18 protein-coding genes are annotated in these 23,632 nt (G+C 70.0%); 7 read left to right on the plus strand and 11 right to left on the minus strand.

Annotation, left to right across the window (positions count from 1 at the left end; all coding sequences use genetic code 11):
- Position 1: 1 nt before the first annotated feature.
- From ACTB72_RS04075 to ACTB72_RS04100, 6 genes are all read right to left on the minus strand, one after another.
- Positions 2-1,714: a ShlB/FhaC/HecB family hemolysin secretion/activation protein gene (locus ACTB72_RS04075; protein ID WP_463035709.1), complete on the minus strand. Its 1,713-nt coding sequence runs from the start codon at positions 1,712-1,714 to the stop codon at positions 2-4.
- Between the two features lie 449 nt (positions 1,715-2,163).
- Positions 2,164-2,496: a hypothetical protein gene (locus tag ACTB72_RS04080; RefSeq protein ID WP_463035710.1), complete on the minus strand. Its 333-nt coding sequence runs from the start codon at positions 2,494-2,496 to the stop codon at positions 2,164-2,166.
- Between the two features lie 261 nt (positions 2,497-2,757).
- Positions 2,758-4,821, minus strand: a complete 2,064-nt coding sequence (locus tag ACTB72_RS04085; protein WP_463035711.1) for a CHASE2 domain-containing protein — start codon at positions 4,819-4,821, stop codon at positions 2,758-2,760.
- A gap of 99 nt (positions 4,822-4,920) precedes the next feature.
- Positions 4,921-6,237: a glutamate--tRNA ligase gene (locus tag ACTB72_RS04090; RefSeq protein ID WP_463035712.1), complete on the minus strand. Its 1,317-nt coding sequence runs from the start codon at positions 6,235-6,237 to the stop codon at positions 4,921-4,923.
- On the minus strand, positions 6,234-6,854 hold the full coding sequence (locus tag ACTB72_RS04095; RefSeq protein WP_463035713.1) for a hypothetical protein: 621 nt from the start codon (positions 6,852-6,854) through the stop codon (positions 6,234-6,236). The genes ACTB72_RS04090 and ACTB72_RS04095 overlap by 4 nt, the downstream gene beginning before the upstream one ends.
- A 3-nt stretch (positions 6,855-6,857) precedes the next feature.
- Entirely contained in the window at positions 6,858-8,522 is a 1,665-nt protein-coding gene (locus ACTB72_RS04100) for an NAD+ synthase (RefSeq protein WP_463035714.1), read from the minus strand.
- 387 nt (positions 8,523-8,909) lie between these two features.
- Here ACTB72_RS04100 and ACTB72_RS04105 point away from each other — a divergent pair, with 387 nt between their 5' ends.
- A complete protein-coding gene (locus tag ACTB72_RS04105; RefSeq protein WP_463035715.1) occupies positions 8,910-10,676 on the plus strand; it encodes an MORN repeat-containing protein in 1,767 nt (588 codons plus the stop codon).
- A gap of 530 nt (positions 10,677-11,206) precedes the next feature.
- Here ACTB72_RS04105 and ACTB72_RS04110 read toward each other — a convergent pair.
- The gene (locus ACTB72_RS04110) at positions 11,207-13,795 is read right to left on the minus strand and encodes a nitrate- and nitrite sensing domain-containing protein (protein ID WP_463035716.1); all 2,589 of its coding nucleotides are present in this window, start codon (positions 13,793-13,795) and stop codon (positions 11,207-11,209) included.
- 359 nt (positions 13,796-14,154) lie between these two features.
- On the opposite strand from ACTB72_RS04110, the gene ACTB72_RS04115 reads away from it, so the two are divergent.
- Entirely contained in the window at positions 14,155-15,750 is a 1,596-nt protein-coding gene (locus ACTB72_RS04115; RefSeq protein ID WP_463035727.1) for a 2-isopropylmalate synthase, read from the plus strand.
- 190 nt (positions 15,751-15,940) lie between these two features.
- Here the strand turns inward: ACTB72_RS04115 and dksA are convergent, their stop codons facing one another.
- Positions 15,941-16,363, minus strand: coding sequence for an RNA polymerase-binding protein DksA (dksA, locus tag ACTB72_RS04120; RefSeq protein WP_463035717.1), 423 nt, complete (start codon positions 16,361-16,363; stop codon positions 15,941-15,943).
- A 415-nt stretch (positions 16,364-16,778) separates the two neighbouring features.
- On the opposite strand from dksA, the gene ACTB72_RS04125 reads away from it, so the two are divergent.
- The 4 genes from ACTB72_RS04125 to ACTB72_RS04140 all read left to right on the plus strand — a co-directional run bounded on the left by ACTB72_RS04125 (position 16,779) and on the right by ACTB72_RS04140 (position 19,836).
- On the plus strand, positions 16,779-17,618 hold the full coding sequence (locus ACTB72_RS04125) for an AAA family ATPase (RefSeq protein WP_463035718.1): 840 nt from the start codon (positions 16,779-16,781) through the stop codon (positions 17,616-17,618).
- A gap of 158 nt (positions 17,619-17,776) precedes the next feature.
- Positions 17,777-18,217, plus strand: a complete 441-nt coding sequence (locus tag ACTB72_RS04130) for an N-acetyltransferase family protein (protein ID WP_463035719.1) — start codon at positions 17,777-17,779, stop codon at positions 18,215-18,217.
- Complete coding sequence (locus tag ACTB72_RS04135; protein WP_463035720.1) at positions 18,214-18,384, plus strand: hypothetical protein; 171 nt, start codon at positions 18,214-18,216, stop codon at positions 18,382-18,384. Before ACTB72_RS04130 ends, ACTB72_RS04135 begins: the two co-directional genes overlap by 4 nt.
- Positions 18,385-18,648: 264 nt before the next feature.
- Entirely contained in the window at positions 18,649-19,836 is a 1,188-nt protein-coding gene (locus ACTB72_RS04140) for a vWA domain-containing protein (RefSeq protein WP_463035721.1), read from the plus strand.
- 126 nt (positions 19,837-19,962) lie between these two features.
- On the opposite strand, the gene ACTB72_RS04145 is transcribed toward ACTB72_RS04140, so the two are convergent.
- Complete coding sequence (locus tag ACTB72_RS04145; protein ID WP_463035722.1) at positions 19,963-20,856, minus strand: sulfotransferase domain-containing protein; 894 nt, start codon at positions 20,854-20,856, stop codon at positions 19,963-19,965.
- A gap of 109 nt (positions 20,857-20,965) precedes the next feature.
- Here ACTB72_RS04145 and ACTB72_RS04150 point away from each other — a divergent pair, with 109 nt between their 5' ends.
- A complete protein-coding gene (locus tag ACTB72_RS04150; RefSeq protein ID WP_463035723.1) occupies positions 20,966-21,673 on the plus strand; it encodes a M48 family metalloprotease in 708 nt (235 codons plus the stop codon).
- 3 nt (positions 21,674-21,676) lie between these two features.
- Here the strand turns inward: ACTB72_RS04150 and ACTB72_RS04155 are convergent, their stop codons facing one another.
- Together ACTB72_RS04155 and ACTB72_RS04160 are read right to left on the minus strand one after the other, a co-directional pair.
- A complete protein-coding gene (locus ACTB72_RS04155; RefSeq protein WP_463035724.1) occupies positions 21,677-22,276 on the minus strand; it encodes an RSP_2648 family PIN domain-containing protein in 600 nt (199 codons plus the stop codon).
- On the minus strand, positions 22,273-23,499 hold the full coding sequence (locus ACTB72_RS04160; RefSeq protein WP_463035725.1) for an RSP_2647 family RNA methyltransferase: 1,227 nt from the start codon (positions 23,497-23,499) through the stop codon (positions 22,273-22,275). Before ACTB72_RS04160 ends, ACTB72_RS04155 begins: the two co-directional genes overlap by 4 nt.
- Positions 23,500-23,632 lie beyond the last annotated feature (133 nt).

Below are 23,632 nucleotides of genomic sequence, written 5' to 3' on the forward strand. Positions count from 1 at the left end.
GTCAAAAATCCTTCGAAGCGCTGAACAGCAGGCGCCAGTCGTCCGATTGGTCATGCGCCAGCGGCCGGTTGATGGGGCGGGCGAGCTCCATGTTCAGCGACAGCCGCCCCGGCAGCTGGGCGCGCACCCCGACGCCGGCCGAGATCAGCGAGGCATGCACCGGCTCGCCGCCGTCCAGATTGCGCACTTCGGCGAAGTCGCCATAGGCGTAAAGCTCGAACGGCACGCGGGCGTCGCCGAGATTGGCCTCGTCGGCGAAGCGCACCTCCACCGAGATCCCCGCGCCGAGATCGCCGCTGAGTTCGGAAGGGTGATAGGCCCGCCCCAGCTCCGGCCCGCCGATGGCGAATTCCTCGGAGGCGAGCAGCGGCCGGTCGGCGGCCTGCGCCCAGCCCTTGGCCCAGAAGCTGAGATGATCGTCGAAGGGCTGGGTGCGCGACAGCTCGGCGCGCAGCGAGAAGAACTCCGGGTCGCCGTCCTGACGGCTGATCTCGGATCCGCCGAAGGGGCTCGCGTTGAAGATATCGAGGCCGTGGCGCAGCTCGATCCGGCCGTCGCCGGAGCCGAGCGCGTCCCGATAGTCGAGATGGGCGCCCGCGAAGAGGACCCGCAGCCGGTCGTCGGTGACGAGATCCGTGCCGAACCCGCCGATGGCCGGAGTCACCGAATTCACCGACACCGACTGCACGCCGCCGAAAAGGTCGAGCGACAGCGGGCGGGTGCGCATCACCGGGTAGCCCAGCGTTGCGGTCAGCTCGGTCTGGTCGGAGGTGATGTCGAAGATCTCGACCTTGTCGCCCGGCGCGCTCTCGGCATAGAGCGCGCGAAACGACCCCCACAGGCCCGAGGGGTCGAGGATCCGGCGATGCTCCACCTGGATTGTGTGGCGTTCGGTGAAATCCTCGGGGAACGGGTCGTCGAAATCCGCGGAGTTGAAGGCGCTGATCGTGGTGGTGTCGCCGGCCGACGACCAGGAATTGAGCGCCAGCACGCCGCCGACCAGACCCCGGCCGATGATCGGCGACTGGCGGTTGTCCGCGAAGACCGTGAAGCCGACCGCCTTGCGTTCCATGTTGATGTGCAGGTCCACCGCGCCCCGTTCGCTGTCGCCGAGTTTGGGCACGGCGGCGGCGCGTGTCACGCCCGGAATGTCGTTGAGCAGCAGCAGCGTGCGTTCGATCTGGGCGAGCGTCGGGTTCCGCAGGCCGCGCAGGGGGGCGATGGTGCGTTCGGCCAGATCGCGCATGGGCCCGAGCGGCAGGCCCGGGGTCTCGATGGAGACGTCGGCGATGGTGGCCTCGACGATCTCGAACCGCACCTGGCCGCCGCCGATGCGCTGGGCGGGGACCACGACGCGGGTGAACAGGTAGCCGTCCTCGCGGTAGCGGTTCTGGATGCGGGCGGCGAGGGCGAAGACCTCGGCCAGGTCGATCTCCTGGTCGAGTTCGGCGTCCCAGAGCGGGGAGAGCTCGGCGTCCGCGTAGAGCGTGCCGCCGGCGAGTTCGACGCCGCGCAGCACGAATCGGATCTCGCGGGCGTTGGCGGGCGGGGTCTGGGAGGTGAAGCGCAGCTCGGTGTCGGGGCCGAGCGGCCCGGGCGCTTCGGCGCGGGAGCGGTCGGTGGCGGCGCGCAGGGCGGCGGGGGCGTTGGAGAGGGTCGAAGGCAGCTGCGCCCCCGGCAGCGCCTGAGCGTGGAGCGCGGAAGCCGCGCCCAATGCCGCCGCTGCGGCAAGGCCTGCTCGGGCGGCGCGGCGCGATCCGGCGAAGGCTGCGACCGGGCCCGGACGCGCGGATGCCAGACCATGGCCGCACGCCAAGGCGCATGCTGCAGAGTGCCGCGAGGACGCCCTCCGGCAAACGCGCCCCTCCGATTGCAAAAGCCAGTCCCCCGTCCACACCAGAAGTCACCGAAACGTTAATAGCACCGGCGACGGGCCGCGGTCAAACCGCAAGACCCTGATCAACAGGGTTAAGCATTTGAGATCAGTTGGGAATTTCTGGCGAGGAAAGGCCTGGACTCATGCGCCTCGCCGCGTGAAGCGGCAAGGGCGCCTGCGGACTCGCCATCGTCCGCCGCCGCGTCGGCTTCCGCCGGTCCGCTGCCGGCGCTCTAGTCGGGGCCGCTCAGGTCGAGGGCGTCGAGGTCACCGGCCCCGGCGCCGCGTCACTGGTCCCAGGACGGCGCGCGGATGGCGCCGACGACATGGTTCTTCTCTTCGCGCGAGGCGACCAGACGCTCCAGCGCGCCCGGGGCGTCGGCGCCGGCGTCGGCGATGGCGCCGGCATAGGGGCCGGAGATCGAACGGGTGGACCCGTCCGCGGCGATCATCACGATGCGCGCGCCGCCGTCGAGCTGCACCTTCTGGCTTCCCGCGATCACCGATCCGGGCGCGTAGGACGCGACATTGCTTTCGAGCACGACGAAATCCGAAGCGGCGGCGACCTGGGCCGTCAACGCTGCGACTGCGACGAACAAGGCTGCGACTAGCCGGTTCATCTCAAACTCTCCAAGGTAAAGGCGACATCCGTGCCCTCTGACATCAAAAACGCGGCGAAAATACAGACGCTCCCGGCGGGGCTGCGTTTTTCCGGAAAGATTCTCCGGACGGCTTCAGGCAGGACGCACGCGCCGTGACCCTGGCTTCCTTACGTTAAGCTGTCTCACTGTAACGCAGCATGAAGGTAACACCGCTCCACGCTCATTTCGAGGGGCGGGTCTTCACAATTCGATGCAGGTCTTCGGCGCCCCGTCTGGGGATCAGACGATTCGGTCGTCGCGCGCCCCGGCATCCAGCCGGTCCAGATGCAGACGCACCAGCGGATCGACGTCGCCCTCGGCGGTCGCGGCGAGAGCGGCGAAGGCGCTGCGCGCGGCCTCGGGGTCCGAGGTCATCTCGGCCCCGGCCCCGCCCTGCCCCCATCCGCCCTGGGAGATCAGGGCGAGCGCGCGGGCATAGGCGTCGCGTTCGGCCTGCGGGGTGACGCGGTCGAGGTTCCAGACCGGCACCGGCTCGACCTTGCCCTTCAGCATCACCCGGCCCACGGGACGCAGATCGGGCAGCGGCCGCGACTCGTCGGCATGGCGCAGGGCGGCGATGCGGGCGGCCTCCGACACGGTGATCCGGGTGCCGAGGCGCTTGTTGACGCTCTCCAGCCGGGCGGCGGTGTTCATGGCATCGCCCATGGCGGTGTAGTCGAAGCGCTTGCGCCCGCCGAAATTGCCGACCGAGGCGACGCCGCTATGCACCCCGATCCGGGTGATGCCTAGGCCCAGATGCGCCATGCGGATCCGGTAGTCCTCGGCGAACGCGTCCATCTCGGCGGCGCAGCGGATGGCGTTGAGGGCGTGGTCGCGTTCGGGCGTCATCGCCCCGAAAAGGGCCACCACCGCGTCGCCGATGAACTTGTCGATGGTCCCCGAATGGCGGGAGATGATGTCGGACATCCCGTCGAAATAGCCGTTGAGCAGCTCGGCCAGCACCTCCGGCTCGAGGTTCTCGGACATGTCGGTGAAGCCCGCGACATCGGTGAAGATGAAGGAGATCTCGCGCCGTTCTCCGCCGAGCCGCAACGATGACCGGTCGCGGGCGAGGCGGTCGACCATGGCGGGTTCGAGGTAATGGGAGAAGGCCATGCGGATGAACTGCTTCTCGCGCGAGGACAGCACCGCCTCCGCCGCGCCGCCGAGGCCGAAGGACAGGATGAAGGCGAGCAGCGCCGGGGCGACCGGCAGGTAAGGCCCGGCGAGCGACGAGAGCCCGATGGCCAGCGCCACGTAGCCCGCCACCCCCGCCCCCAGCGCGATCAGCCGCCAGAGAAGGGCCGCGTTCCAGATGCCCACCGCGGCCCCGAGCAGCGCCATCACCCCGACGATGGCTGCGCCCGGCGCCCCGTCCACGTCGAAATCGCGCACCACCCGCCCGTCGAGCATCTGGGAAAGGATATGCGCGTGCAGCAACACCCCGGGATTGGTGCGGTTGGAGATGGTCGGGTCCACCGACAGCGAGGTCTGGTGCCGGTCGGTCTGCTCCAGATCCGCGCCGATCATCACATAGCGCCCGGCGAACCAGGCCTTGAACATCTGCCGGGGCATCGCGGGGTTGAGCAGGATCTGGCTCGCGATCTTCTGGAAGGCGTCGGAGCCGTCGGGGGTCTCGCGCCGCCAGTCGACCAGGCCCTCGGTCGGGTTCAGGTCGCGGCCCGTCGCGGTGAGAAGCGCGGCCGAAAAGCTCATCGGCTCGGCCCCCGGCAGGCGGCTTTCGAAGCGGCGCACCACGCCGTCGGGATCGTAGCGCACGGTGGCGAAGCCAGGGGTGGCGCCGGAATGCTCCATGAATTCGGCGAGGAACGCCTCCTGCGCCGGGCGCAGCCCCGCGCGCGCGTCGGCCCAGGCGAGCACCAGGGGGCCGGGGAAGGCGCGGATGGCGTCGATCAGGCGCTGGTCCTTGGCGGGCTCGGTCGCCTGGTCGATCAGGATGTCGAGGCCGATGGCGGCGACGCCGGCGTCGTTCAGCAGCCCGATCAGGTCGGCGAGGAAGTCGCGGTCGACGGGGGATCGGTAGGGGAACCGGGCGAGCGTGTCCTCGGTGACGGTGAGGATCGAGATCCGCGGGTCCTGGGTTTCCGAATAGGGCGAGAGGATCACCCGGAGGCGGTCGTTGAGGCCGGCTTCGAGGCTGCGCAGGGTGGAGAGGCCGCGAAACCCGGAGATGGCGACGGCGGCCACGCAAAGCGCGATGGCGAGGCCGAGCAGCAGGCGCACCGGCGGCGGGCGCGAACGGGCCGCGGGCGCGGGAATCGGCTCGTCCGCGTCGATGCTCACGCCGGGCCAGCTCCCTCGTCCCCATGCGGCCTGCGCGCCGCCCCCGAGCGACGAATCATCACGAGGGGGCCGTGGCGTCAAGGTTTTCGGAATGCAGGGTCAGGCAGGGAGCCTGGGGACGGGGCCGCGCATCAAAGGCATCAGCGCCGCCATCTCCGGGCCGTGATCGCGCCCGGTCAGCGCCCGGCGCAGCGGCTGGAAGAGCGCCCTGCCCTTGCGGCCCGAGGCGGTTTTCGCCGCCCCGGTCCAGTCCTTCCACGCGGTCGGGCCCCAGGGGCGCGGCGGCAGCAGGGCCAGAGCCTCGGCCACGAACGCCGCGTCTTCGGGGTCTATCTTCGGAATCGCACCCTCGGCGCAGAGCGCGGCCCAGTCGGCGGCCTCGGTCAGGCGGGCGAGGTTGCCGCGGATGGCGAGCCAGAGCGGTTCGTCCACGCCCATCGGAGCGAGGCGCGGCGCGACGGCGGCGAAGGGCGCCTCGTGCAGGATACGCGCGGTCAGCGGGTCGAGGTCGGCGGGATCGAGCCGGGTGGGGGCGGCGCCGAAACGGGAAAGGTCGAAGCCCGCGACCAGCGCCTCGGGGCTCGGCTGCGCGACCACGGGGTCGGAAGTGCCGAGCCGGGCGAGGAGGGAGAGCAGCGCCATCGGCTCCTGCCCCGCCTCGCGCAGCGCCCGCAGCGACAGGGCGTCGGCGCGCTTCGAAAACGCCTCGCCGTCGGGGCCGGTCAGCAGGGAGTGGTGGGCGAAGCGGGGGGGCATGAAGCTCAGCGCTTCGATGATCTGGATCTGGGCGGCGGTGTTGGTCACGTGATCGGCGCCGCGCACCACGTCGGTGATCCCCATCCCGGCATCGTCCACGGCGGAGGCGAGGGTATAGAGCACCTGCCCGTCCTCGCGGATCAGCACCGGATCGGAGATGGAGCCGGCATCGACGGATCGCGGGCCCAGGATGCCGTCCACCCATTCCACCCGCGCGAGGTCGAGCTTGAAGCGCCAATGGGGGGGCCGGGCCTCGGCCAGCGCAGCGCGCTCGATCTCGGTCAGGTCCAGCGCGGCGCGGTCGTAGATCGGGGGGAGACCGCGGGAGAGGAGGACGCGGCGCTTCAGCGCCAGCTCGTCCGGCGTCTCCCAGCAGGGATAGAGGCGGCCCGAGGCGCGCAGGCGAGCGGCGGCGGCCTCGTATTCGGCCAGACGGTCGGACTGGCGGAAGGCGTCGTCCCAGGCGAGGCCGAGCCAGGTCAGATCTTCGCGGATCGCGTCCGCGAATTCGGGGCGGGAGCGGGCCGGGTCGGTGTCGTCGAGCCGCAGCAGGAAGCGCCCGCCGGCCTTGCGCGCGATCAGCCAGTTGAGCAGCGCGGCGCGCAGGTTGCCCAGATGCAGAAGCCCGGTCGGCGAGGGCGCGAAACGGGTGAGGGTCATTTCCCCTCCAGATCCGGGCGCGCCTTGCGGAAGGCGAGCAGGATCGCGTCGCAGCCCCCGGCGATCATCTGTTTGCGGAACGTCCGCTCCGGCAGGCCGGAAAGCCGGTTCATCAGCCCCCCCAGCCGGTAGATCCCGGCCTTCTTCGGCGGGCGCACGCCCTTGCGCAGGGTGTAGCCGAAGCCCGGGTTGAACAGCGAGCCGTTCATGCGGAACGCCTGCACGTCGCCCCACGGGATCCGGCCGAAAGAGCGGTCGGTGATCCCGTCATGGTCGACGATGAGGATCGGGCGCGGGTTGCGCCCCTCCCGCCAGAAGAACAGGCCGGCGGCGAGGAACACCAGGCCGGAGAGCCACAGGAAGGCCGAATCCCCGCCCGACGCCTCAGGGTCGACGATCCGCGAGATCACCAGCCCGACCGCCAGCGCGCAGAGGAAGGCGAGCAGCACCTGCTTGCCCGCCATCAGCCGGAATTCGGCCGGCAGGGCGGGGCCGAGTTCCATGCCATGGGCGGCGAGGATCTCGTCGTCGGTCATGCCCTGCATCTGCTCGCGCGTCGGCTTGGGCGGCGTGCCCGGGGTCTCGTCGGGCGTCTGGTCGGGCGTTTTGTCGGTCACGGGTCAGGCGTTCTCGCGGTCGCGCCAGGAGGAGGCGATGGGATAACGGCGGTCGAGCCAGAAGGCCTTGGGCCCCAGCTTCGGACCGGGGGCGGATTGGTGGCGTTTGTATTCGGCGAGGTAGAGCAGGTGCTCGACCCGCTCCGCCGTGGCGCGGTCGTGGCCCGCGGCGACGATGTCGGCGATGGACGCGTCGCCCTCGATCAGCATCCGCAGGATGGCGTCGAGCACCGGATAGGGCGGCAGGCTGTCGTCGTCGCGCTGGTCGGGGCGCAGCTCGGCGCTGGGCGGTTTGTCGATGACCCGGGCCGGGATGACTTCGCCGGCCGGGGCCCGCATCCAGGGCCGGTGATTGGCGTTGCGCCAGCGGCAGGCGGCGAAGACCTCGGTCTTGTAGAGGTCCTTGATCGGGTTCCAGCCGCCGTTCATGTCGCCGTAGAGCGTGGCGTAGCCGACCGCGACCTCGGATTTGTTGCCCGTGGTCAGCAGCAGCTCGCCGAACTTGTTGGACATCGCCATCAGGTAGAGGCCGCGCAGGCGGGACTGGATGTTCTCTTCGGTGAGGTCCGGGGCGCGGCCTTCGAAGGCGGGCGCGAGGGTCTCCTCCACCACATCGACGCCGGGGCTGATCGGCACCGTGAAAAGCGGCGCGCCGAGGTTCTTCGCCACGGCTTCCGCATCGGCCAGGCTCTCGGGCGAGGTGTAGCGGGACGGCAGCATCACGCAGCGCAGGTTTTCCGGCCCGAAGGCGTCTGCGGCGATGGCCGCGACGATGGCGCTGTCGATGCCCCCCGAAAGCCCCAGCAGCACCTTCGAAAACCCGGTCTTGCGCGCGTAGTCCCGGGTGCCGATGACCATGGCCTTGTATTCCAGCTCCTCGGTCGAGGGCACCGGGGCCATCGGACCGGGGGCGCAGCGCCAGCCCTCGTTGGAGGTCGCGAGGGACAGCGTGACGGTCGCCTCCTCGAACATCGGCAGCTGGGCCGCGAGCCCGCCATGGACGTTGAGCGCGAAGGAGCCGCCGTCGAACACCTGATCGTCCTGCCCGCCGGTGCGGTTGAGGTAGATCAGCGGCAGCCCGGTCTCGACCACGCGGGCGACCATCAGGTTCATGCGCAGGTCGTGCTTGCCGCGTTCCCACGGCGATCCGTTGGGGACGAACAGCACTTCGGCCCCGGATTCGGCCGCGGTCTCGGCCACATCGGGGAACCACGCGTCCTCGCAGATCGGGATGCCGAGGCGCACCGGCCCGATCTGCACCGGCCCGTGCGGGTCGGCGGAGCGATAGAGGCGCTTTTCGTCGAACACCCCGTAATTGGGCAGGTGGTGCTTGGCGACGCGGGCGTGGATGCGGCCCCTGTGCAGCACGAAATAGGCGTTTTCGATGCGGTCGAGCGCGACGGCAGGCGCCCCGATGCCGAGCGCGGGGCCTTCGGCGGTGGCGGCGGCGAGCGCCTCGAGCCGTCGCGCGCAGGCGGCGACGAAGGCGGGCTTCAGCACCAGATCCTGCGGCTGGTAGCCGGCGAGGAACATCTCGGGCAGCGCCACGAAATGCGCGCCGGCCTCGCGGCCCTGGGCCCAGGCGGCGAGCGCCCGCTCGGCATTGCCCCCGACATCGCCGACCGATGGGTCGAGCTGGGCGAGAGTGAGGCGGAAGGCGTCGGGCATGTTCGGGTCTCCGCAGGGCCTTGCGCGCGCGCTCCGCGTCGGGGAGGCGGCCGGGGGTCGGTCCGGGGCCGCAGTTACAGGCGCCCGGGGCCGCTTCGCAAGACCGCGGGGCGACGCGGGGGCGTCGGGTCCGGTCGGGGCCAGGTCGACGACAGGTCGGGGCGCGGTCGGGCTTGCGAACAATTCCATCTATCCTCCCCCGGTGGAACGAAGTTTCGCAGGCGCGCGCCGGTTGCCAGCGTCGCGCGCCGCCCCTATCGTCTGGCCGATCCCGCGCCGGGCCCCGCCTGGCGCGCATGGAGCCGTCGCGAATGCGCCGCTCCCCCCAGAAACGGGGCCGCCTGGCGACAGGTCGGCCCGTCGCCAAGCCGAGAGGAGCGCCGGGGCATGCGCCTGCGTCACATATGCGCCGCCGCCGCGCTGTTCGCGGCCGCGCCCTTCGTCGCGCCGCTGCATCTCGCCGCGCAATCGGATGTCGAGACCAAGCGCTACGACAGCGGCGAGGTCTACGAGGGCCAGTTCAAGGAAGGCCGCCAGCACGGCGCCGGCACGCTCACCCGGCCCGACGGGTTCTCCTATGTCGGCGAATTCCGCGACGGCTGGATCGAGGGCGAAGGGGTCGCCAAATACCCCAACGGCTCGATCTACGAAGGCGCGTTCGTCGGCGGCAAGCCGCAGGGCCACGGCCGCATCACCTATGCCGAGGGCGGCGGCTACGAAGGCGACTGGATCGAGGGCCGGATCGAGGGCGCCGGCGTCGCGCGATACGTGGACGGGATGGTCTACGAGGGCACGTTCAAGAACTCGCAGCCCGACGGCCACGGCGTGCTGACGCGCCCCGACGGCTATCGCTACGAAGGCGGGTTCGTCGCCGGCGAGCCGCAGGGCGCGGCGGAGCTGCGCTATCCCGACGGCTCGATCTATGTCGGCGAGATCCAGGCCGGGCTGCGCGAGGGCGCCGGCAAGATGACCCTGCCCGACGGCGACGTCTACGAGGGGACCTGGGTCGCGGGCCGGTTCGAAGGCGCGGGCGCGGCGACGCAGGCCAATGGCGACCTCTACGAAGGCGGCTTCGTCGATGGCAAGCGCGAGGGGCGCGGCAAGGCCATCTACGCCAACGGCGACGTCTACGAGGGCGACTTCAAGGAAGACCGCCGGCACGGCCAGGGCAAGTTCGTGGCCGCCGACGGATTCGCCTACGAAGGCGGCTGGGCCGACGGGCGGATCGAAGGCCAGGGCGTGGCGAAATACGCCGACGGCCGTGTGCATGAAGGCGCCTTCGTCGCCGGCAAGCCGCAAGGCGCGGGCGTGCTGACCTATCCCAACGGCGACCGCTTCGAGGGGACCTGGGCGGAGGGCCGGCTGGAGGGCGAGGGCGTCGCCGCCTATGCCGACGGCGTGCGCTACGCGGGCGGCTTCAAGGCCGGCAAATACGAGGGAGAGGGCAAGCTCACCTATCCCGACGGCTATGTCTACGAGGGCGATTGGAAGGCGCGGGTCCGCCACGGCCAGGGGCGCGAGGCGTTCCCCGACGGCTCGGTCTACGAAGGAAGCTTCGCCGACGGTCTGCGCGACGGCCAGGGCAAGCTCACCCTGCCCGACGGCTTCGTCTATGAGGGCGACTGGAAGGCCGGCGCGATGCAGGGCGAGGGCGTGGCGCGCTATCCCGACGGACGGGTGCACAAGGGCGCCTTCGTCGACGGCAAGCCCGAGGGGGCCGGCGTGCTGACCTATGCCGACGGCGACGTCTTCGAGGGAACCTGGGCGGCGGGCCGGCTCGACGGCGCGGGCGAGGCCCGCTTCGCCGACGGCTCGCGCTATGTCGGGCATTTCGCGGCCGGGCAATATGACGGGATCGGCAAGCTGATCTATGCCGACGGCTACGCTTATGAGGGCGAATGGCAGGCGGGCCTTCAGCAAGGCCGCGGTTCGATGACCTTCCCCGACGGCTCGACCTATGAGGGCGAGTGGACGGCCGGCGAGATCGATGGCGTGGGCGAGGCCCGTTACATGAGCGGCGACGTCTACAAGGGCCATTTCGTGAAGGGCCGGCGCGAGGGCCAGGGCCGGATGGATTATGCGGACGGCTCGGTGTTCGAGGGCGAATGGCTGGACGGCGCCCCGGCCAGCGGCGTCCAGTCCAGCGGCGGGTGAACCGCCCTGCGCTGGATGCCATGCGCGACCGCGCGGCGATCATGCGGCGCCCCCGACCGGGTCGGTCGGTGAACCGGCGCACGTGAGCTTTCCATGAAGGCGGAGGATCAGGAGCGGATCCCGGCGGATGGCGAAGGGCCGGGAACGTCCGCTGCGCAGGGCGAGGCCGATACCGCAATGGCGGCGCGAGGTGGCGACGAGTTCGCGACACCGGAACAGCCGCCTGCGCGGGTGGTTTGGCGCATCGCGATATCCAACCGTCCGAGGCGCAATGCGAGAACGTCGCGTCCGGCGCCATGCGGAACGGAGCGCCGGCCAGTCGAAACCTTCCGAAACCAGGGCTATCGCAGATCGGAATCCCGCATTTCGGACGGCCTGCAGCGCGATCCCGACGATCCCTGCCTGATATAGGATGGAAGGACCCGTCGCGCCAGAATCGTCGGCCGCGCATCATCGCCCTCCAACGCCACCTGACATCCCGCCATTGGCTGACCGGAACCGGAAGGTTCAGGGTCGCGAGGGCGCCGGGGTCAGGCCACCCGGCTCTGGCGGCCGGCGTCCCGGCCAGCGTCGCGGAGGGAATCGCGGGTGCGGAACATCGCGGTGAGGCGGTCGAGCTCTTCGGAATCCGAGGCCAGGGACCGGGCGGAACGGGCCGAGCTTTCGGCCAGCGCCGCATTGCGCTGGGTGGTCTCGTCCATCTGCACCACGGCCTGATTGATTTCCTCGACCCCGGAGGCTTGCTCGCGGCTCGCCAGGTCGATCCGGCCGACCCGTTCCGAAATCCGCTGCATCGCCTCGGCCATTTCGGACAGGGCCGAGCCGGTGCGCTCCACCAGGCCGACGCCGGCGTCGACCCGCTCCGCGCTTTCGGCGATCAGGCCGCGGATGTCGTCGGCGGCTTCGCGCGACCGTCGGGCGAGGGCTCCGACTTCGGAGGCGACCACCGCGAAGCCCTTGCCCGCGTCGCCGGCCCGCGCCGCCTCCACCGCGGCGTTGAGCGCCAGAAGGTTGGTCTGGGTGGCGATCGAGGCGATGACGTCGACGATCTCGGTCATGCGGCGCGAGCTTTCGGACAGGCGGCTCATCGCCGAGACCGCCTCGTCCACCACCGCGCGTCCGCCATCGGCGCGGCCGTCGGCCTCCATGGCCTCGGCACGCGCTTCGTGGGCGGAGACGGCGTTGGCTTTCACCGAGCCGGTCATCTCTTCCATCAGCGCGCGGGTCTGCTCCAGCGCCGCGGCCTGGCTCTCGGCCCGCTCGGCGAGCGACCCCGCGCCCGACGCAATCTCGTCCGACGCGCTGCGCACCCGGCCGCCGGCGGACTTGATGTCGGTGATCAGGCCGTCGAGCCGGTCCACCGTCTCGTTCACGCCTTCGGCCAGCGTGCGCAACGCGCCGCCATAGGTTCCCTTGACCCGCTGGGTGAGGTCGCCTTCGGCCAGCGCGCGCACCGCGGCGTCCACATCGGCGGAGAAGGCGGCGACGATCTCGCAGATCCGGTTCATGCCGGTGGCCACGTCGCGCAGGAAGACGTCCTCGGTGCGGATGTCGATGCGCTTGGCGAAATCGCCCTGGCCGGCCGCCGTCAGCATGTCGCGCAGCTGGATTTCGAGCCGGCGGGTGTCGGAGACGTCGTCCCAGACGATGACGTAGCCGATGCGCCGCGCATGGTTGTCGACGATGGGCGCGGCGGTGACGTCGAACATGCGCCCGTCGAAGGTGATGGTCGATTTGTGCTGGCCCTGCAACGCTTCGAGCATCTGGCGGATGCGAGGCTGGTCCTTGTGGAAAATATCGATGTTCTTGCCGTTGATGTCGCTGACATCGGCGCCCATCGCCGAGAAATACCCGACCGACGGGTCGACCATCTTCTGGAAGGCCGGGTTGGCGTAGGTGATGAAGAAACGGCTGTTGCAAACCAGTATCGGCCCCGCAGACACGTCGAGCGCCGAGGTGATCCGGTGGGCGCGGTCGGCGGTATGGCTCATCTCGCGGGCGTTGCGGGCGAGGCCGCCGACTTCGTCGCGACGCGCGAGGGTCTTTTCGTCAAGGCCGAGATCCGCCCCTGCCTTGATATTGACGAAGGCGGCGGAGATCGCGCGCAGCGGCCGCACCAGGCCCATCGCCGAGACATAGGCGAGCGCGAAGGAGGCGATCAGCGCCGCGCAGATGACGGCGAGGGTCGTCGCCAGCGACCTCTGCGCCACGTCGCCGGCCCTGGCGGCCACGACCTGAAGCCGGTCCGCGATCCGGTCCTCGAGATCCTTCATCAGGTTGATCTTGGCGGTGATCGCGTCGAACCAGGCGGGCCCGTCGACCCCGCTCATGAAACCGAGCCGCATGCCGTTGGCGGCGACCACGCGCATGCGCGCCACTTCCGCGGTTTCGGGGCTGGCGAGCAGCCGATCCAGTCCCTCGACGAAGTCCGGCGGCGCGACCTCCCGGAACTCGTCGAGATAGACGTCCTGGCGCACGGCGAAATTGGCGAAGCGGGCGTAGACCTCCGGCGCGAAGGCGCCCGAACCGAAGCCGTTGGCCCCCATCGCCCGTTCCAGTCCCGCCCGTTCCTTGGCATTGATCAGCGCGGTCAGCGCGGCGAGCAGCGCGTCGCCCTCGGCGAAGCTCATCGCGGTGCGCAGCGTGGGCGCCACGCTGATCAGCTCGGCGATCTGGCGCGTGTACCAGCCGGCCATGTCGCCCAGGGGAATCGCCAGATCATCCACCGCCCGGCGTTTGGCGTCGAGCTCCGCCGCGATGGCGAGCGCCTCGTCGGCCTGGGCCACCACCGCGGGCGGACCGACCCGGCGATAGGCGGCGAGCCGGGCGGCGAAGTCGGTCGCGGCCGCGTCGGTGGCCAGACGCTGGCCGTCCATCCGCTGGCGGAAGTCGCCCGCGCCGCCGGACCCGAGATAGCCGGCGGACACGCCGCGTTCCTTCTGCAGCTCATGCACCAGTCCCGACGCGATCCGCACCAGCGCGACCCCCTCCTCGGCCGCTGCGGCCATCTCCGCCTGCCGCCAGGCCTGCCGCGCCTCGATCGCCGCGAAGGCCAGCAGCATCAGCGACGGGATGCCGACGGCGATCAGGAATCGGCGTGCGATGGTCAGTCGGAACATGGGCGCGATCCTCACGATCAGGGGCGGTGCGTCTGCGTCATGGTCGCCGGAAAATGAACGCTTCGCCTTTCCAAGAGGTCAACGAAGCCAGGCTTCGTCGCCGCGCCCGTCCGAAATCGGCGAAAACCGGGACGGAAGGACGCCGCGCTTTCCTCTTTCCTTCCGTCGCGCCGCGCGTATATTGCGCGCCATGGTCACGAACGCCTGCACAGCCGCCACCGCCTCGCTGCGGACCGGGCTCGGCCTCGCGCTTCTCCTTACACGCCCCTGAGCGTGCCGGGACGTCGGCGCGCGCGCTCAGGGGACATGAGACGCGCCGCGCGACCTCCCTGCCAGCAAGGATCATTCCCATGACGACCATGACCGACACCGGCGCCTCCGCGCCCGCTTCCGGCCCGATCACCGATGCGGTGAAGGCCGACCCCAACCGCGTGCTGATCTTCGACACCACGCTGCGCGACGGCGAGCAGTCGCCCGGCGCCACGATGAGCCTGGACGAGAAGCTGCGCATCGCCCGCCATCTGGACGAGATGGGCGTGGATATCATCGAGGCCGGCTTCCCCAACGCTTCCGAAGGCGATTTCGAGGCGGTGCAGGCGATTTCAGGCATCATCGACCATGCGGTGGTCTGCGGCCTCGCCCGCACCGGCGCCGCCGACCTGGAGCGCGCCGGCCGCGCGCTGGAGAAGGCGAAACGCAGCCGGATCCACACCTTCATCGCCACCTCGCCCGTGCACATGGCCCGAAAGCTGATGCTGGAGCCCGAGCAGGTGCTGGAGAAGATCGAGTTCGCCGTGCGCCGCGCCCGCGAATTCACCGACGACGTGCAGTGGTCGCCGGAGGACGCCACCCGGTCGGAGCATGACTTCCTGGTGCAGGCGGTGCAGCTGGCCATCGACAGCGGCGCCAACACCATCAACATCCCCGACACCGTCGGCTACACCGCCCCCGACGAGAGCGCGGCGATCATCCGCATGCTCAAGCAGCGGGTGCAGGGGATCGACGACGTGGTGATCTCCACCCATTGCCACAACGATCTGGGGATGGCGGTGGCCAATGCGCTGGCCGCGGTGTCGGCCGGGGCGCGGCAGGTGGAATGCACCATCAACGGCCTGGGCGAGCGGGCGGGCAACGCGGCGCTGGAAGAGGTCGTCATGGCGATGAAGGTGCGCCACGACATCATGCCCTGGGACAACCGCATCGACACCACCAAGATCATGGCGGCGTCGCGCATGGTCAGCCAGATCACCGGCTTCCCGGTGCAGTACAACAAGGCGGTGGTGGGCAAGAACGCCTTCGCCCATGAGGCCGGCATCCATCAGGACGGGATGCTGAAGGACAAGTCGACCTACGAGATCATGCTGCCCGAGATGGTGGGCCTGACCGAGTCGAGCCTGGTGATGGGCAAGCATTCCGGCCGCGCCGCCTTCCGCGCCAAGCTGAAGGACCTGGGGCACGAGGTCGGCGACAACCAGCTCAACGACACCTTCGTGCGTTTCAAGGCGCTGGCGGACAGCAAGAAGGAGGTCTTCGACGAGGACATCCTGGCGCTGATGGCCGAAACCGGGGCCGACGGCGCGCCCGAGCGCTACAAGGTGACGGCGCTGGAAGTGGTCTGCGGCTCGGTCACGCCGTCGGCGAAGATCGAGATGGAGGTCGACGGCGTGGTGCTGAAGGCCGAGGCCTCGGGCGACGGGCCGGTCGACAGCTGCTTCAACGCGGTCAAGAAGCTGGTGCCGCACAACGCCATCCTGCAGCTCTACCAGGTGAGCGCTGTGACCGAGGGCACCGACGCCCAGGCCACGGTCTCGGTGCGGCTGGAGGAGAACGGGCGGATCGCGACGGGGCGGTCGTCGCATACCGACACCATCTTCGCCTCGACCCGGGCCTATGTGCATGCGCTGAACCGGCTGCAGGTCCGCAACCAGAAAGCGCATCCAACCGCGGCCGCGTAAGCCGCGCGGCGCACCCTGCCCCCTCTCCATCTCCGGGGGGCAGGCGACGCGACGGGCGAAGCCGAGCGCTTCGAGCAAGCCAGCTTCCGTCCCGACACGAAAAAGGCCGGCCCCGAAAGGCCGGCCCTTGCCATCCTCGCGCTCCGCCGGACCCGTCGTCGCTCCCAACGGCGGGTCCGGCGGCGCGGGTTCAGTCGTCGCGATAGACCTTTTCGCGGCGCTCGTGCATCTCCTGGGCGGCGAGGCTCAGGGTCGCGATCGGGCGCGCGTCCAGCCGCTTGAGGCTGATCGGGTCGCCGGTCACTTCGCAATAGCCGTAGGTTCCGTCCTCGATGCGCCGCAGGGCCTGGTCGATCTTGGAGATCACCTTGCGCTGACGGTCGCGCGTGCGCAGCTCGAGCGCACGATCCGTCTCGGCCGACGCGCGGTCGGCGAGATCGGGCACCGACTGGCCGCTTTCCTGGAGCCCCTCGAGCGTGGTCTTGCTCTCGGCCAGGATGCTGTCACGCCAGTCCACGAGTTTTCGCCGGAAGTATTCCTTCTGCCGGGAGTTCATGAAAGGTTCGTCTTCCGTCGGAAAGTATTCGCTTTCCATCACGATTTCGGACTTCATCGCCAGGCACCTCGATGCTCGTCATCCACCCCGCGGCACGGGGGATCGAGGGGAGCCGGCGGCCTCCAGCAGGGTCCCGCTGCGGAGGGCCTGTGCGCCGCACTCCCGTCGCGCCGCCGCGGTCCGTATAGCCGCGGGGGGCGATTAAGTCACGCGAAAGGTTCCTTAAGCGGCGCAGGCGCAGGCGCGTGGCCCCGAACGCCCGAATCGGGGGCGCCCCAACCATGCTTTTGCCGAATCGCGCGGCGCCCGGATCGCGCGGTCTGCGCCCCGCGGCGCCCGCCGGCGGATATGGTCCGACGCTCGCGCCGGCGCCCTTGCTCATACGCTGCCGTATGTGCCACCTATCGACCCCAGCGGCGTCCGCGAAGTCGGGCGCGCGGAGGAAACCGACGCGAAGGAGCGGGCGACGCCCATGAGATTCGAAGGCACGCGCGACTACGTCGCCACCGATGACCTCAAGATCGCGGTCAACGCCGCCATCACCCTGGAGCGCCCGCTGCTGGTCAAGGGCGAGCCGGGCACCGGCAAGACCGAGCTGGCCCGCCAGGTGGCCTCGGCGCTCGATCTGCCGATCATCGAGTGGAACGTGAAGTCCACCACCAAGGCCCAGCAGGGCCTCTACGAATATGATGCGGTGTCGCGCCTGCGCGACAGCCAGCTCGGCGACGAGCGGGTGCGCGACGTGCGCAACTACATCAAGAAGGGCAAGCTCTGGGAGGCGTTCGACCAGGACCACAAGGTGGTGCTGCTGATCGACGAGATCGACAAGGCCGACATCGAGTTCCCGAACGACCTCCTGCAGGAGCTCGATCGCATGGAATTCTACGTCTACGAGACCGGCGAGCTGGTGCGCGCCAAGGTCCGGCCGATCGTGCTGATCACCTCGAACAACGAGAAGGAGCTGCCCGACGCCTTCCTGCGCCGCTGCTTCTTCCACTACATCCAGTTCCCCGACAACGAGACCATGACCGAGATCGTCAAGGTCCACTTCCCCGACATCAAGCAGAGCCTGCTGCGCGCGGCGCTGACCCAGTTCTACGATCTGCGCGACACCCCGGGGCTGAAGAAGAAGCCCTCGACGTCGGAAGTGCTGGACTGGCTGAAGCTCTTGATGTCGGACGATCTGGACGCGGCCGATCTGCGCGCCAACCCCACCGACGCCCTGCCCCGCCTGCATGGCGCGCTGCTGAAGAACGAGCAGGACGTGCACCTGTTCGAACGGCTGGCCTTCATGGCGCGGCGCGAGCGCTGAGCCCCTTCGGGGCGGGCGTCTGGATTTGAGAAGGCCCCGGCGTCGCGCCGGGGCCTTTTCGCGTCCGGGGCGCTCTCGCATCAGGGGCTCGCATCCGGGCGCCCCTGCGCCCGCGCGTCCTCTTGCGGCGCGGGCGCGCGCAAGGCAGAACCTGCGCCATGACCTTGATCATCAGACCGCTCGAACCCGGCGACGAAACCGAATGGCGCCGCCTCTGGACCGGCTACCTGGAGTTCTACGAGAGCTCCGTGGCCGAGGAGGTCTACGCCAACAGCTTCGCGCGCATGCTGTCGCCCGACCATCCCGACCTGCACGGCCTGATCGCGCTGAGCGACGGCAAGCCGGTGGGGCTGGTGCATTACATCTTCCATCGTCACAACTGGCGGGTGGAGGACGTGGTCTACCTGCAGGACCTGTTCGTCGACCCGGGCGCCCGCGGCACCGGAGCGGGGCGCGCGCTGATCGAGGCGGTTTACAAGGCCGCCGACGCGGCCGGCTGCCCCTCGGTCTACTGGATGACCCAGGAATTCAACCACACGGCCCGGATGCTCTACGACCGGATCGCGACCCTGACCCCGTTCATCAAGTATCAGCGATGATCCTGCTTGCGATATTCGCCGCCGGCTTCGTCTTCGGCTGGTTCAAGGCGCGCCGCGCCGGGGGCGGGATCGCCGACCGGCTGCGCTACGGCTTCATCCTCGGGCTCGCGCCGACGCTGGTCGCCTACGCCGTCGCCTCGCTGGGCGACTGGCAGGGGCTGTTCTGAGGCCTCAGGCGGCTCAGATCTCGGCGTAGATCTCCAGCAGATTGCCGTCGGGATCGCGGAAAAACAGCGTGCGGTGGGCGAAGGGCGATCCCTGGACGCCGGATGCTTCCCTCTGCGCGGGGCCCGGCAGGCGATCTGGACCGCGGCCGCCCGGCAAGCCCGGTTGGCCGCCCCGATATCCGCCGGCTGAAATTTGCGCGCCGCGCCCGTCCCAAACCGCTTTCCCGCTCGACGCCCGGCCCACGGCCGCGTTAGTGTCGGGCCATGTTCGTAGATCTCTTTCTGGGCCTCCGCGAGGCCAAGGTGCCGGTCAGCCTGCGTGAGTATCTCACGCTGCTCGAGGCCATGGACAAACGTCTGGTCCAGTACGACGTGGAGGGGTTCTACTACCTCTCGCGCGCCGCGCTGGTGAAGGACGAGCGCAACATCGACAAGTTCGACCGGGTGTTCTCGGAGGTCTTCAAGGGCCTCGAGGCCATCTCCGGCGCCAAGGAGGGGCCCGAAGCGGTCGCCCTGCCCGAGGAATGGCTGCGTCGGCTCGCCGAAAAGCACCTGTCCAAGGAGGAGATGGCCGAGGTCGAGGCGCTCGGCGGCTTCGAAAAGCTGATGGAGACGCTGCGCCAGCGGCTGGAGGAGCAGAAGGAGCGGCACCAGGGCGGGTCCAAATGGATCGGCACCGCCGGCACCTCGCCCTTCGGCGCCTATGGCTACAACCCCGAAGGCGTGCGCATCGGCCAGAGGGAATCGCGCAACCGCCGCGCGGTGAAGGTCTGGGACCGGCGCGAGTTCCGCGATTTCGACGACGATGTAGAGCTGGGGACCCGCAACATCAAGCTCGCGCTCAAGCGCCTGCGCCGCTGGGCGCGGGACGGGGCGGACGAGGAGCTGGATCTCGACAACACCATCCGCTCCACCGCCGAGCATGGCTATCTCGACGTGAAGACAAGGCCCGAGCGGCGCAACGCGGTGAAGGTGGTGCTGTTCCTCGATGTCGGCGGGTCGATGGACGACCATGTCAAGGTGATGGAGGAGCTGTTCTCCGCCGCAAAGACCGAACTGAAGAACATGGAGCATTTCTACTTCCACAACTGCCTCTATGAAGGGGTGTGGAAGGAGAACAAGCGGCGCTGGACCGACCAGATGCCGACCATCGACGTGCTCAACAAGTTCCCCAAGGACTGGAAGTGCATCTTCGTCGGCGACGCCTCGATGAGCCCCTACGAGATCGCCTATCCGGGCGGCGCGTCGGAGCACTGGAACGAGGAGGCCGGCGAGGTCTGGCTGAAGCGGGCCATCGCCAAATGGCCGGCCTGCACCTGGATCAACCCGGTGGCGGAGCGGCAGTGGAAGTACACCCACTCCATCCAGATGGTGCAGGAGATTTTCGGCGGCCGGATGCATCCGATGACCTTGGAAGGCCTCGGCGCCGCGATGAAGGAGCTGAGCCGCTAGGGCGCGGCTTCGGGATGTCGTCCGGACGCGCGGCTTGGCGCCGACGCCCCGCCCGCCATCCCTCGATTTGAGATCGCCCGACGAAAGAGGCCCCGGGATCAAACCGGGGCCTTTTCCTTTGCGCCGTCAGCCCTTGCCATGCGCCAGCCAGCGGGCGCAGTCGGGGCCGAGTTCGGCTTCGGCGCGGGCCTCGTAGGCCATGCGGTCGGTCTGGGGGAGCGTGTCCGTCCAGCGTCCGTTGACGCCCTTGTGGATGAAGGTCTCCGCCCCGCCGTCCCAGAAGGCGCCGCCGAGCGGGGCGCTGCGGGCGGCGTTGGCCTTCATGTAGGCGAAGCCGCAATGCTCGACGATCACCGGCCAGTCGGCCGCCGCCACCTCGATCTCGAGGAAGCCTGCGATGCGGCGCATCTCTCCGGCCAGGTCGCGCTTGAGATCGGCGTAGTTGATCAGCAGCACATTGGGCAGATCGCGGATCGCCCACCAGCCGCGGATATGCTCCCAGTAGGGCCAGAACGGGTATCCGTCCCGCGCCAGCCAGTCGCGGAAATAGGCGACCACGTCGCCCTCGGGCGGTGCGATGGGGGGCCCGACCCGGCCCGGCGTGTCGTTGAGCGCCTGGTACCAGAGGTCGTTGGCGTTGGCGTGGTGGTTGTAGAGGCTCCACACCACATCGCGCCCGTCGCGGGCGGCGTAGAGGTAGCGGGCCTTGCGCGACATCGCCAGGGCGTCGACCGGCAGATGGGTCTTGAGGAAGCGGCGATGGGTTTGCGCCTCGACCGCCGCGAGCTTCACTTCGGCGGGCGGGACGCGGAGGTCGAGCCAGGGCGACATCTCGCCGACATCCACCGTCGGGTCGCCCTTGAACAGCAGCTGCGCCACGATCTGCTGCAGCCAGGTGGTGCCCGACTTGGCATAGGTGGCGATGACGATGTCGTCGTCGCGGAACGGGAAATCGTTCCAGACGGTCGAATCGAAATGATGACTGTGGATCTCGCGGGTCTTGGTCGGATACGCGGTCACGTGATGCCCTCCCTGGGAACGGCGAAGAGGGTGAATGCGCGGCGTCGCGCATGCAAGCGTGATGCGCGGAAGGCTGGCCTGAAGCGGTCGGGAGCCCTATCTTCGGGGCATGTTGAAATTGCTCCCCTTCATCGCGCTGATCGCCTACGGGCTGCTGAGCTGGCAGTTCTCAACCTGGCGGCTCAAGCGCGAGCTTTCCGAGAAATCCGCGCCGCTCGACCGGCCGGAGCTGGAGGCGGCGGTGCGCCGGTTGGGGCGGGCCGTGGATCTGCCGGAGCTGCGGGCGCTGGTCTACGACATTCCGGTGTTCAACGGGCTGGCCGCGCCCGACGGGCGGGTCTTCGTCACCCGCGGCGTGCTCGACCAGCACGCGATGGGGCGGGTGAGCGCCGACGAGGTCGCCTCGATCATCGCCCATGAGCTCGGCCATGTGGCGCTGGGCCATTCGAAGCGGCGGATGGTGGACTGGACCGGGCAGAACGCGGTGCGGCTGGTGCTGGGCGCGCTGCTGGGGCGGCTGATCCCGTTCATCGGGCCGTGGATCGCGGTGGCGCTGACCCGGCTGATCTCGGCCCGGCTGAGCCGGCGGGATGAATTCGAGGCGGACGCCTTCGCCGCGGCGTTGATGCGCAAGGCGGGGCTGAACGGCGCGGCGCAGGCGAGCCTGCTGGCCAAGCTGGACAAGATGTCCCCGCCCGGCGCCGGCCAGTTCGCCTGGTTGATGAGCCATCCGCCCTCGAAGGCCAGGATCGAGGCGATCGAGGCGTTGCAGGCCAGCTGGGACCGGCCCGGCGGCGGCGATCAGAGGCTGCGCTGAGGCTCAGGCGTCGAGCGCGCCCTGACGGATCAGTTTCGCGAGGCGCGGCAGGCCGACGCGCTTGAGGGCGCGGAGCATCTCGAACCGGTCCGCTTGCAGGGCGGGAAAGGCGGCCAACGCCTGGGTCAGCGCGCGGGCCATGGGCGCGGGGGATTTGCCCGCGATCTCCCACAACAGCGCATCGGGATGGATCGGCGCGAGGCCGAGCGGACGCAGCTTCGCCCCCGGAAAATCCCGCAGATTGGCGGTGACCAGCAGCGAGGCCCCGGCGGCGAGCGCCGCGGCGAGCACGTGGCGGTCATCCTCGTCGGGAAGCGATATTGCGTCGGCGGACTCGCGCGTCGGGGAGGCGAGACCCGCAGGCCAGCGGCGGGCCATCAGACCGGCCTCGCGATGCACGGCGGCGGCCGCTTCCGGCCCATGGTCGCGGGCGGTGGCATGGGCCCATTCGGCGACCACGCCGGGGGACCAGGCGGGGTCGATCAGGTTTTCGGTCGCCGCCGACAGCAGCAGGCCGCGGGTCAGCGGCGGGAAGAGGACGCAAGCGTCGAGGAAGGCGCGGGGCGCGGCGGCGCCGGCCCCCTCGTCGCCTTCGCCGCTCAAGGAAGCCGCCAGGTGAGGGCTTTGAGGTAAGAGGTTTCGGGCAGCGCGGGGAGGCTAGGGTGATCCGGGCCCGGGCCGCCGGCGCGGATCTGCTGGGCGGGGCGCCCCGCGGTGCGCAGGCCGTGGGCGCAGGCGCCGCGGAACTGCTCCATGTCCACCGCATGCGAACAGGAGCAGAGCGTCAGGTAGCCGCCCGGCGCGGTGATCTTGGCCGCCAGCCGCGCGACGCGGGAATAGGCGCGCATGCCGTTCTGGAAGGCGGAGCGGTTGGGCGCGAAGGCGGGGGGGTCGCAGACCACGACGTCGAAGGTCCGGCCTTCCTCGGCCAGCGCCGCCATGGTGTCGAAGGCGTCGCCGCGCTTCGCCTCGAACCGGTCGGAGACGCCGGTGCGCTCCGCCCCCTGCCGGGCCAGCGCCAGCGCGGGTTCGGACCCGTCGACGGCGAGGGCGGAGGCGGCCCCGGCGGCGAGCGCCGCCAGCGAAAATCCGCCGACATGCGAGAACACGTCGATCACCGATCTGTCCCGCGCGAGGCGGGCGACGAAGGCGTGGTTGGGACGCTGGTCGTAATAGAGGCCGGTCTTCTGGCCGCCCAGCAGGTCGGCGAGATAGGTGGCGCCGTTCATCAACGTCTCGACCGGCGCGTCGAGGGACCCGGCCATGATCCGGGTCTCGGCGTTCAGGCCTTCCTGCGCGCGGGCGCGGGAGCCGGCGTTGAGCACGACGGTGGAGACGCCGGTGACGCGGATGATCGCCTCGGCGATCAGGTCGGCGCGGGCGTCCGCCCAGGCGGCGTTGGGCTGGAACACGGCGGCGTCGCCGAAGCGGTCGACGATGAGACCGGGCAGGAAGTCGGCCTCGGCATGGACCAGGCGGTAGAAGGGCCGGTCGAAGAGGCGCGCGCGATGGGCCAGCGCGGAGGTCAGGCGGGCGTCGAGCCAAGCGGCGTCGATCTCGGCCTTGGGATCGGCGTCGAGCAGGCGCGCGGAGATCGCGCTCTCGGCGTTGAAGGCCACGAGGCCGAGCGTCTGACGCTCGGGGTCCTGGAGCTCGACCACGGATCCGGCTTGGATCTTCTTGGTGCGGCGGTCCATGACGATCTCGTCCTGATAGACCCAAGGCGCGCCGGCGAGGAACCGGCGCCCGGATTTGGGCTTCAGGCGGATGACGGGGCGCGCGGAGGGATCGGCGTCGTCGGCGGGGAGGTCATCGAGATCTGTCATGCGCGGGGCTTAGCCGGTTTCGCGCCTGTCGGGAAGCGGCTCGCGCACGCGATCTTCGCGCGGGGCCGCGCGCCGGCCGCGGCGCAGGTGGCGGCGGGGCGCCCGCGCGGCGTGGGGAGGGGGGCTCGGGTCG

The sequence above is a fragment of the Albimonas sp. genome (assembly GCF_055129145.1).